We start from the raw sequence: 11087 nt of genomic DNA, 5'->3' as shown, positions 1-11087 counted from the left end.
GGCACAGGGTGGAAAATGCCGTGCGGCGCCCCCAGGTCTCGGGCGCCGGCTGCGGGCGGGTCAGATCATGTAGACGTCCACCACGTGGTGGATGTAGTCGTTCTTCAGGACCACCTTCTTCTTCAGGATCACCGACTGCGGACCGGAAAGGTCCAGGGTGTAGTAGCTGGTGCCAAAGTAGGTGTCCGTCGTGTTGTAGCGGAAGTAGAGGGTGAACCAGTTGAAGCGCACGTCCACCGTGCCGCCGTCGTTCGCCAACACCTCGACGTCCGTGATGTTGTGGCCCGTGCGCGGCTCCGGGAGGGAGGTGGCTGATGACCTGTCGGTCTTGATCCGGAACACCCGGTCCTCGATGCCGCCGCGGTTGTCGTAGTAGATCAGGGAGATCTCGTTCTGGGGGTCCTGCGTCAGCTGGTCGTCCACGTCCCAGGCCGGCATCCAGAATTCGGAATCCGGGTGGTAGCACTCCAGCCATTCATCGAACTGTCGGTCATCCAGCAGGCGGGCTTCCCGGTAGAGGAACGCCCGGACGGTTTCGAGGGTTGCGATCTCCTCCGCGGTCTTCAGGACCGGGGCGGTGTGGGTCAGGTTGGTCATGGGTTCTGCGCTCTCTGTGGTTCGGGCGGGCTCTCAGGCGGTGACGGGAATGGATTCCAGGGCGGAACGCTCCTCTTCCTCCGCCAGGGCCCGGTCCATGACTTCCTTCCAGTACCCGTGCTGGATGGGGTAGAGCCCTTCGTCTTCGGTGCGCACGCCGGAGGCGATCACCCGGGTCATGCCCAGGGCCTGTGCCTGCTCATCCGGGCCGGTGATCTCGTGGGTGGCGCCGCGGGTCATGTCGTTCCACGGGGCGCTGGTGGCCCAGTAGGTCTTGTTGCAGGAGCGGAATTCCTCCAGGTCGTCCGGCGTGGCCATGCCCGTGGCGTTGAAGAAGTCCTCGTACTGGCGGATGCGCTTGGAACGGTTCTCCTGGGACTCGCCCTTGGGGGCGATGCAGTAGATGGTCACCTCGGTCTGGTCCGCGGAGATGGGCCGGAAGTGCCGGATCTGCGAGGAGAACTGGTCCATGATGTAGACGTTCGGGTAGAGGCACAGGTTGCGGGAGATGTTGATCATGAAGTTGGCCATCTCCTCGCCGTACTTGGCCACGAGCTCGTCGCGGCGGTCCCAGAGCGGACGGTCCTGGGGGTTGGTCCACTCCTGCCAGAGCAGCAGGTGGCCGTGGTCGTAGGAATAGAACCCGCCCTTGACCTTGCCCCACTTGCCGGCGTCCATGGCCTTGGTCTTGTTGGCGGAATCCCCGGCGCTGCGGCGGGCCGTGGTGGCTGCGTAGTTCCAGTGCACGGCGGTGACGTGGTAGCCGTCGGCACCGTTCTCGGCCTGGACCTTCCAGTTGCCGTCGTAGGTATAGGTGGAGGATCCGCGCAGCACTTCCAGGCCCTCGGGTGACTGGTCCACTATCGAGTCGATGACCTTGGTGGCATCGCCCAGGTGCTCCTCGAGCGGGAGCACGTCGGCCTTCAGCGAGCCGAACAGGAAGCCGCGGTAGGACTCGAAGCGGGCCACCTTGGTGAGGTCGTGTGAGCCTTCCTTGTTGAAGGTCTCGGGGTAGCCAGCGTTCCGGGAGTCCTTGACCTTCAGCAGCTCGCCGGAGTTCTTGAAGGTCCAGCCGTGGAAGGGGCAGGTGAACGTGGTGCGGTTGTCCGTCTTGCGGCGGCACAGCATGGCGCCTCGGTGCGAACAGGCGTTGACCAGGCAGTTCAGGTTTTCATCCTTGTCCCGGGTGATCATCACGGGGGTGCGGCCGATATAGGTGGTGAAGTAGTCGCCCACGTTGGGGATCTGCGACTCGTGGGCGAGGTACACCCAGTTGCCTTCGAAGATGTGCTTCATCTCGAGTTCGAAGATCTCCTGGTCGGTGAAGATCTCGCGCTTGGCCCGGATGACGCCGTTCTCGCGGTCGTCGATCACGGCGTCGGCAAGGACCTCGCGGGCATGGATCAGGTTCTCGGTCATGGCGTGCTCCCTCATTGGAGATTGCTGGACGGATGGTCGGAGGTCCACTCGGGAAAGGGCTTCGGCGGCGGACGTTGTCCAGCAATTCTTGCCGCTCGTGATTGGCCTCACATCAGGCAAATACCTAGGTTCCACCAAGGGTGTCTTTATGTACCGATAATGACTCAAAAGACGCCTAGTTGATATTTGTAGCGTCCTTATCTGCGCGCCTACGATTGAGACCGACATCACGCGGTGCGGCGCAGGGCATGACGACTGGCCCCGCAGCCCGCGTCGGGTGCAGGAGCCCTTCCTGTCCCCATTCAATGAGGAAGGTGGACATTGTCATGACCCAAACCCCAACGGACAGCCGCACGGAAAACGAAGGCACCGCCGTCGAAGCAGGCACCAAGGCAACCGAGCGGTTCGCAGCGTCGGGCAAGCTCTCCAAGGTGGATGTATCCAAGGAACGGGTGAGCCTGCTGGCCGGCGCGCTGATCAAGGCCGCCAACGACATCGTCGAGGAACACCAGGTCACCTACGAGGAATACAACGCGCTCAAAGCGTGGCTGATCAAGGTCGGGACGGACGGTGAATGGCCGCTGTTCCTCGACGTCTGGCTTGAGCACACCGTTGAGGACGTCAACTCCCAGGACCGCCCCGGCACCGTGGGCACCATTGAGGGCCCCTACTACGTTCCCAACTCCCCGGAACTCCAGACGCCCGCCACGGTTGAAATGCGCGACGGCGAAGAGGGCACCCCGCTGCGCTTCAGCGGCCAGTTCACCGACACCGAAGGCAACCCCATCCAGGGCGCCCATGTGGAGATCTGGCACGCGGACGCCGCCGGTTTCTACTCCCAGTACGCCCCAGGCCTGCCCGAGTGGCTCTTCCGCGCCACCGTCAAGGCTTCAGACGATGGCCGGTTCGAGATCAACACGATGCGTCCGGCGCCCTACCAGATCCCCACGGACGGGGCCTGCGGGCAGCTGATCAGTGCGGCGGGCTGGCACGCCTGGCGTCCGGCGCACATCCACATCAAGGTGTCCGCACCGGGCTACGAGCCGGTCACCCAGCAGCTTTACTTCCCCGGCGACCCCCACAACGCTGACGACATCGCCTCGGCAGTGAAGCCTGAACTGATGCTGGACCCCCGCCCCCGTACCGACGGAAAGGGCGAGGAAGTAGTTTATGACTACGTCCTGGCAAAGCAGGGCCAGAAGAAGTAGCACGCAACTGGGAGATACCCCCGCACGGAGGCGCTCCGGAGCTGAAGCTTCGGAGCGCCTCCGGTTTTTCCGCGCCAGCCAGGAGTTCCGATGAGCCATCCCCGTCCCGACCTGCCCGCCACGTCCGTCGGATCAGCCGTGCTGGTGCCGGAGCCCTTAGTGGAACGCCCGGGGGTCCGGCCCGCAGGCCCGCGCCAGATTCTTCGCGACCTGGGCCTGTCCTATGTCTCCAACGGGGCCATCGGGCTCATTTTCGCGGCGTCCGGACCCATCGCCGTCACCCTGGCCGTCGGAACGGCGGGCGGCCTGACCCAGGGCCAGCTGTCGTCCTGGGTTTTTGGCATTCTCTTTTCCGGCGGGGCGGCCACGCTGCTGATGTCAATCATTTACCGGCAGCCCCTAGGCTTCGCCTGGTCCATCCCCGGCACGGTTCTCCTGGGACCTTCCCTGCAGCACCTGACCTTCCCGGAAGTCGTCGGGGCCTTCTTCACCTCCGGCGTGCTGATCCTCGCCCTGGGCGCCACCGGGGTGGTTCGCAAAGCCATGGCGCTGGCGCCCACGCCGATCGTGATGGCCATGGTGGCCGCGGTGTTCCTGAAGTTCGGCACAGACGTCGTCGCCTCCACCCAGGACAACCCGGCCGTGGCTGCCCCGATGGTGGCCGCGTTCCTGGTGCTTACTGCCGTTCCCATGCTCGGCAGGTATCTGCCGCCGGTCCTGGGCACGCTGGTGGCAGGCTGCATCGCCGTGGCGGCCAGCGGCCAGTTCAGCCTTTCACACGGCGGAACGCTTCTGGCCACCCCTGTTTTCACCGCGCCTGAATTCACGTGGGCTGCCCAGCTCGAGCTGGTGATTCCCCTCGCCCTCACCGTGCTGTTCGTTCAAAACGGCCAGGGCATCGCCGTCCTCCGGGCCGCCGGCCACCATCCGCCGGTGAATGCCTTCGCCATTGTGTCCGGCGCCTTCTCGGTACTGAACGCAGGGTTCGGGGCCGTCTCGGCCTGCGTCACTGGTCCCACCAACGCCCTGCTGACGTCGTCAGGGAAGCTCCAGCGCCAATACGCGGCCGCCGTGGCGTACGGCCTGCTGGCCCTGGTGTTCGCAGCGTTTGCCCCCACCCTGACCCGGCTGATGCTGGCCGCGCCCAAGGAGTTCGTCCTGGCGCTGGGTGGCATCGCGATGCTGCGGGCCCTCCAGCAGGCCTTCGTCACGGCCTTCGCAACCAGCTTCACCCTGGGCTCGCTGGTGACGTTCGTGGTGACGATTTCCGGCATGAACCTCTTCAACATCCATGCAGCCTTCTGGGGCCTGGTGATTGGCTACGGGGTGTCCAGGCTTCTTGAGCAGAGGGACCATCTGGGTCTCTGAGTCGGCCAACCTGCAGCGTCGTCCGCGTACAGGCCCGTCCCGGCTTACGTGACCGTGGATCCAGCAACTCCTCCTCCCACAAGGCCAGGTCCTGAGTGCGGGACAGCTGGAGTATCGCGGCAAACCGCGGCTAATGATGATGGCGGGGCAATCACCCAGTTCAGTCAGCGCGGCTTTACGCCCCCAGCCGCGACGCGGTGATCGAAATGCCCCTCTTCCGACCTGTTCCCGGCACGGGGCGACGGCGGGGATCAGGTGTGGGTTCGGGCCACTGAGGCTGTGTCGGTGCATCACCGTTCCGTCGTGTAGTCATCCAGCAGGTTGGCCATGAAGGAATGTGAAAGACCAGCCAGGCGGAAACCTCATTTCCGGACGCCGCGCCAAGAAAACCTCCACCGCATCGTGCAGTAGACGCCGAAGGTAGCCATGAACAGGCAACGACGCGAAAACCAGAAACGCAGGGATGAAAGGCTGCGTGAGCTTCATGAGCCAAATGCACGGCAATGCAATCTCTCAGTAGGCCACGGTAATGCGCCCCAGATCATCCGCGGGAGTCCGCCGGAACCGATTCCGGAACAAGCCGACACAAGTCATGTCGCCCTCCCCCGGACCGACCATGAAGAAGCAGCAAAGCCACCACGAACCGAGAAAGAGAAGCCTGGTGAAAACCCAACGACCAAGAAAAGAAACCCGACCAGAAACTTTTTCAGGTCATGTTGCCCCAGCCAGCCACCCCCACGAACAGGTAACACGCACCAAGACCTCCAACCAGGGAACGAAGGAGGTCGCCGGCCACACCACCGGCCACCAATGAAAAAGGCCCCCGAAGGGGCCCACAAGTGAACAAAATGTCCACACTCAGAGGCTAAAAAGCCCCTGAGCAGGGAAAACACTGTGCCCGAGGTGGGACTCGAACCAGCTGCTCCCCCTGAAAATCCGCTCCTCTTCCGAAAACTTCCCGAATCCGAACCAATCCGATGCCGGTACAACCGAATCCGAAGCCCAGGTGTGCGCATTGTGCACACCCTCTTTTGTGAGCATGGGGCCCCGCATTCGAGTGAGACGGTCTTTTTGGCGTCGTGATTCCCTTGTCATCACCAACCCGGCATGATGTCCACTGTGACGACGTTCTCGGGTTCAGGCAGAATCCGCCAACGCAGGAAAAAATGAGTTGAGCGCTGACGCGCGGAACAAGCCGACGGCTTGGGTTCAGCCAGAGTCATAGCGGCGGGACCTCCTTCGAACATCTCATGGACGGAGACGACAGAAGAAGCATGACCCGAACCTCGCCCTACCGGGCACTGGGCGGCCACAAGACCCGCGCCTTCAACATAACGGAATATCAATTATCGGCGTTTCGCGTCCGGGATCGTGACTGTCTCTAGCTGCTCTGTCAAGCCGTGTGGATGAGGGTGCTGGCTGCGGAGTTTTTATGATCGTCGACCAGTGCTCGGTAGACGACGTCGGATAGTCGGCGTTTGAGGATACGCAGTGCTTCCATGCCCCCGTCCCCTCCTGCTTTGCGGCGGGCGAGAAGTTCTCGCGCTCCGGGATGGCAGCGGGCCTGGGTGGGCGCGATCCGGTGCAGCGCCGCGTTCAGCTGTCTGTTTCCGGTTCGGGAGAGTCGGTGCCGGGCCTTGTTCGAAGACCACACCGGCAGCGGGGCAGTGCCGTTATGGCGTGCGTAGGCGTCCTTCGATCGGAAGCGCGCAACGCCGGCGGTCTCTCCCAGGATCTTCGCCGCCGTCAAGGACCCGCAGCCGATGATCGCCAGCAGTGCCGGGGCGATGACTGGGATCCGGCGGCTGAGTGCGGCTGTGAGTTCATCGATCTCCTCGGTTAGGCGGTGCAGATGGGTGAGGAGCCGTTGAGCGAGGTCGGCAACGATCCCGGAGAAGTCGTCCAGGTGGAATTTGATGCGTGCGAACGCGCTGGCCCGGTCAAAGTTGGCCGGGGCCGCCCATGCAGGATCGAGCTCGTGCAGGTGCCAGCGGAGCCGGCTGATCACCCGGGTCCGTTCAGCGACGACGTCCTCGCGGTGGTCGACCAGGAGGCGGATCTCGCGTTCTGCGCCATCGAGACGGGCGACCGGCAGATCGGGTTCTCGCAGGGCGGCACGTGCGATCGCGAGAGCGTCTATTGGGCCGGACTTGCCGAACGTACGGGCGCTGTCCCGGACATTCGACATCAGCTTCGGAGGCACTCGCACGACCTGTTCGCCCGCCGCGAGGAGGTCGCTTTCCAATCGTCTGCTCAGGTGCCGGCAGTCCTCGATCGCCCAGAGCCGTTCCTGATCATCATGCTTTCTCGCCCATGCCAGCAGCGCGAGATGGTCGTTGCTGGTCGAGCCGATCGTCTTGACCGCGATCTGCCTGCCGACCGTGTCCGCGATCACGGCCGTGTGGGAGCGCTTGTGCGCATCGACTCCGATAATCACCATGGTCTTGTCTCCTTTCCTTCTACGGGTAGGGGTACAGGACCGGTCGGTCGGCATATCCCAGTCAGGGGCGAAGCCACGCTCCTCTCAAGCCAGACCGGCCGGTCCCTTCGTGCCAGCCGGTCGCACTACAGACAAAGCCACGGAGGCGAGAAACGATGGAGCGAACCAACCGGCACACCAAAATAGTGACACTGGGAAAAACGGTGGATCCACGGTTGGCCTGACACGCCGGGCGTTGCCTGGCGGGGAGGACCGATCATGAGCGACACCATGGATCCCATGGCGACTGATGTGGATCAGCAAGAGTTAGCGCAGCAGCTCCTGGCCCAGGCCAGGGAGCAGGGCATCGACCTCGTCGGCCCTGACGGGCTGTTGATCCGGCTCACGAAAAACGTCCTAGAGACCTCGTTGGAAGCGGAAATGGACGAACACCTCGGATACGAAAAGCACGACGTGTCCGGGCGCGGGAGCGGGAACTCCCGCAACGGCACCCGGACGAAGACCGTGCTGACCGAGATCGGGCCGGTGGAGATCGACGTGCCGCGGGATACCGGCTCGACCTTCGCTCCGCAGATCGTGAAGAAGCGGCAGCGGCGGCTGACCGGCGTGGATGAGATCGTGTTGTCACTCAGCGCGAAGGGCCTCACCACCGGGGAGGTTGCGGCCTACTTCGCCGAGGTGTTCGGTGCCAGGGTCTCCAAGGACACCATCTCGCGGATCACGGAGAAGGTCGTCGGTGAGATGACCGAGTGGCAGAACCGGCCCCTGGACCGGGTCTACCCTGTGGTGTTCATCGACGCGATCCACGTCAAGGTCCGTGACGGGCAGGTCACCAACCGGCCGGTCTACGTCGCGATCGGCGTCAGCGTCAACAGGGAACGGGACATCCTCGGGCTGTGGGCCGAGGACGGCGGCGAAGGGGCAAAGTTCTGGCTCTCGGTGCTGACCGAAATCAAGAACCGCGGCGTCGAGGACGTCTGCATCACGGTCTGCGACGGGCTCAAGGGCCTACCCGAGGCCATCACCACGGTCTGGGAGCGGGCTGTGGTCCAGACCTGCATCGTGCATCTGATCCGGAACACCTTCCACTATGCGGCCCGGCAGTACTGGGACGAGATGTCCCGGGACCTGCGCCCGGTCTACACGGCACCGTCCGAGGCCGCGGCGAAGGAACGCTTCGTGGAGTTCTCGACCAAATGGGGCCGGCAGTACCCGGCGATCACCCGGCTGTGGGAGAACGCCTGGAGCGAGTTCGTGCCGTTCCTGGACTACGACGTCGAAATCCGGCGGGTCATCTGCAGCACCAACGCCATCGAATCCATCAACGCACGCTACCGGCGCGCGGTCAGGGCCCGGGGCCATTTCCCCACCGAGCAGGCGGCCCTGAAATGCCTCTATCTCGCCACCCGGGCACTGGACCCGACAGGCAAAGGCAGGGCACGATGGGCCACACGATGGAAGCCGGCCCTGAATGCATTCGCCATCAGCTTCGACGGAAGAATCAACTAAATGCCAACCATGGATCCACCGAAAATCGGACAGTCCCCCGGGATCAGAAGTGGCTATAAGCCCTATGTTCGGCCGGGGTTGGGCGGGTGCTCGGGCACAGGCGATGTCTTGCGCAGCGCCTCGGGCTACGAGGTCACTCGGGGCGATTGAGTGCGTCGCCGTTCCAGGTCAGGTCGGCGTCGGTGCGGATTGGCAGCACCTCCAGGCCTGGCGTCTGCATGAGTTCGCGGATGAGCGCCGTCGTGCCCGCAACGAGCGTCGAGTCGAAGTCGATCTCGGTGGCGAGCACCCACGAGTGATCGTCTGGCCACAGGATGCTGGGCGACTGTGCCCACATGACCTCATTGATCCAGGGCGCCCGGCCAGGCCAGGCAGCATCCGCGAAGTCATTCGTCCCCGCCTCGAACAGAACATAACGCCGCCCGGTGCCCCGATGCAGTTCAAACCGCGGCCCGGCTGCGACCTCACGGGCGAGCAGCCCGGAGCCCGGTTCCGGCTTGTTGCGGGAAAGCCCCGGAAGAGTCTTGATCATCGAACGTGCTCCGCCGATCCCGTGCCGCGCGGCACCAGCAAACCGCTCGCGAAGTGACGGATCAGCGATGTGCACGGCAGACCCGTCGGTGGAGCGGGCGGTCGGTCCTCCGCCCGGTTCGAACACGAAGTGCGCAACCCCTGCCGAATTCACCAGACCGCCCCACCCCTCCCAGATCGCGGCGGTGCCGGCATCCGGAGTCGCGGTGTGACGGGCAAGAACGATGGATGCCGCCGTGAGCGACGCGGCGTCAAAACAGCCCTCGGACGTGTCGCCGTAGCGCCAGCCGTCTGCCGCGATCGCTCCGCCGGCATCGCCGTAGTCGCGCCGCACGAGCCGTGCGTACTGCGCCTCTGCGTGCATGGTCATGCCGAACGATGCCGCAGCCTTCGCCCAGGTGGTGCGCTCCGTCTCGAGCGATGCCCCGATGTCTCCGACACGGTCGAAGTAAGTCGTCTCCTCGACGCCCTGCCACGTCTTCGTGCCACGCGGGCGGTCGCGCTCGACAGGATGGAACACGCGCGCGTACGCCCCAAAACCGCGGGGAACAATCGACAGGATGCTGCCAAACGGCGCACTTTCCATCGGGCGAAGCCAATCGCCCCGCGCGAGGTTGGGCACCCATCCAAATCGTTCCGGCATACCCCTATTCTCCTTGTCCGTTACGGATCTGGCTTCCATACTCGATGCCCTTGAGCCGTGTTCACACGATGTTGTGTACCTGCGGACGCTACGCAACGCCTTACCCCTGCGGCTGGAATCAGGCCGACCGCAACTTGATGGCGAAGTCCTTTCCTGTGGGCCTCTTTAGAGTTCAAGAAACCGTGCTGGCACGGAAGCGCCTCATCCTCCGCCGCAGGGAGCATGGAACTGCCGGTTAAGGGCATCCGATCCGCGAAAACGGGTGCACGGCCTGTCACACCACACGCCCATACCAGGAGACCTCCAATGTTGATGAACACCTTGCGGCAACGGGCCGGCCGGTCCGCCACTGCCACCCTGATTGCCGTAATGCTTGCTGCGGTCGCCTTCGTTTTTGTCGGCAGCACACTCACGGCAGCACCCGCGCATGCGCTGTGTAGCGGCTCCAGCCCCGCGACCGGAACCTGGAAGAATACCGACCCGAACACACGATCAGTCACCAAAGTAGTCCTCGACTGGGGCTGCGCGGATCAAGCTCTGTGCGATACCAGTGGCCATTGTGTCTATCCCGCGGGCACGATACGCGTGTTCGGAAAGTGCCATCCGACCGACTGCGATTGGGGGAGCCGGCGGACCTACGCCGAGAAAGGCGGATGGGAGAGCGCCACCTACAAGCACAGCTGGGCGACCAAGAGCGTGTGGGTCAAGCCCTACCAGTACTACGGCCGCACTTACCTGCGCGTCTGGGTCCATACAGATTTCACTCCGGCGGATGGACGACAGGACTACACCACCGACGAGTGGATGCTCAAATAATCCTCCCGCCAACCCAGGTCCTCGGGTGTGGCTGCCGGATACCGGCGGCCACACTCGCCCTGACCGCGGCTGTCGTCCCGACAGGATCGGCGCAGCAACCCGGAACCAGACGTAACGGCCGGCCTCACTCAACGCAGACGATTAGGTATTTCCTCCGGCCACTCTGCCTGACGGCCCTCGTCGTTCCCTGTGCTGACACTGTGACAAGGCGGAAGAAAACCCTCACTCCGGAACGGGCGACGGAGCTGGTCGAGCGGGCGGCTAGCGGCGCCCCGAAATCCGTCCTCGCCAGCGACTACGGCATCAGCCGGGAGACGGTGTATCGGATCGCGTACGCCAGCACGGACTTCGTCGCCGAGGGCCTGAACCACGATGAAAGCCTACGGCAGGTTCTGTTGACAGTTTGAGGGCTGCGTCCGTTGCAATCCGAGCAGCTAACCATCGGACACTCTGTGTAGTCGTCGAAGAGCGGTGATGGTCGTCCTTTCCCACGAGCGGATCAAAAACTTCAGGGAATAGCCCTCGAATGTTTTGCAGCGACGTGATTGGCGGGGAG

The 11087-nt window shown here is 63.8% G+C and carries 8 protein-coding genes and 1 pseudogene; 5 read left to right on the top strand and 4 right to left on the bottom strand.

The window, feature by feature from the left end:
• Positions 1 to 60 precede the first annotated feature (60 nt).
• Entirely contained in the window at positions 61 to 597 is a 537-nt protein-coding gene (gene benB, locus LFT45_RS10120) for a benzoate 1,2-dioxygenase small subunit (RefSeq protein ID WP_236808232.1), read from the bottom strand.
• Between the two features lie 33 nt (positions 598 to 630).
• Complete coding sequence (gene benA / locus LFT45_RS10115; protein WP_236808230.1) at positions 631 to 2016, bottom strand: benzoate 1,2-dioxygenase large subunit; 1386 nt, start codon at positions 2014 to 2016, stop codon at positions 631 to 633.
• 326 nt (positions 2017 to 2342) lie between these two features.
• Between benA and catA the strand changes: the two genes are divergently transcribed.
• Positions 2343 to 3224 (top strand): catechol 1,2-dioxygenase, encoded by an 882-nt coding sequence (gene catA / locus LFT45_RS10110; RefSeq protein WP_236808228.1) that lies wholly within the window; start codon positions 2343 to 2345, stop codon positions 3222 to 3224.
• Positions 3225 to 3314: 90 nt separating this feature from the next.
• Positions 3315 to 4592 carry a benzoate/H(+) symporter BenE family transporter gene (locus LFT45_RS10105; protein WP_236808220.1) on the top strand — a complete coding sequence of 426 codons (1278 nt, stop codon included), beginning with the start codon at positions 3315 to 3317 and terminating at the stop codon, positions 4590 to 4592.
• A 1393-nt stretch (positions 4593 to 5985) separates the two neighbouring features.
• On the opposite strand, the gene LFT45_RS10100 is transcribed toward LFT45_RS10105, so the two are convergent.
• Positions 5986 to 7032: an IS110 family transposase gene (locus tag LFT45_RS10100; protein WP_236808218.1), complete on the bottom strand. Its 1047-nt coding sequence runs from the start codon at positions 7030 to 7032 to the stop codon at positions 5986 to 5988.
• 270 nt (positions 7033 to 7302) lie between these two features.
• Between LFT45_RS10100 and LFT45_RS10095 the strand changes: the two genes are divergently transcribed.
• Positions 7303 to 8541, top strand: coding sequence for an IS256 family transposase (locus tag LFT45_RS10095; RefSeq protein WP_442863620.1), 1239 nt, complete (start codon positions 7303 to 7305; stop codon positions 8539 to 8541).
• Positions 8542 to 8674: 133 nt separating this feature from the next.
• Here LFT45_RS10095 and LFT45_RS10090 read toward each other — a convergent pair whose 3' ends face one another.
• Positions 8675 to 9592, bottom strand: coding sequence for a hypothetical protein (locus tag LFT45_RS10090; RefSeq protein WP_236808210.1), 918 nt, complete (start codon positions 9590 to 9592; stop codon positions 8675 to 8677).
• Positions 9593 to 10021: 429 nt separating this feature from the next.
• Here LFT45_RS10090 and LFT45_RS10085 point away from each other — a divergent pair, with 429 nt between their 5' ends.
• Complete coding sequence (locus LFT45_RS10085; protein ID WP_236808208.1) at positions 10022 to 10531, top strand: hypothetical protein; 510 nt, start codon at positions 10022 to 10024, stop codon at positions 10529 to 10531.
• Between the two features lie 209 nt (positions 10532 to 10740).
• Positions 10741 to 10938 (top strand): annotated as a pseudogene (locus tag LFT45_RS10080) (helix-turn-helix domain-containing protein); the annotation flags it as partial.
• Between the last annotated feature and the right edge of the window lie 149 nt (positions 10939 to 11087).

It is taken from the genome of Arthrobacter sp. FW305-BF8, from assembly GCF_021789315.1.
Lineage (GTDB): Bacteria > Actinomycetota > Actinomycetes > Actinomycetales > Micrococcaceae > Arthrobacter.
Note: the sequence above shows the minus strand (reverse complement) of the source record. Positions and strands in the feature narration are given on the sequence as shown.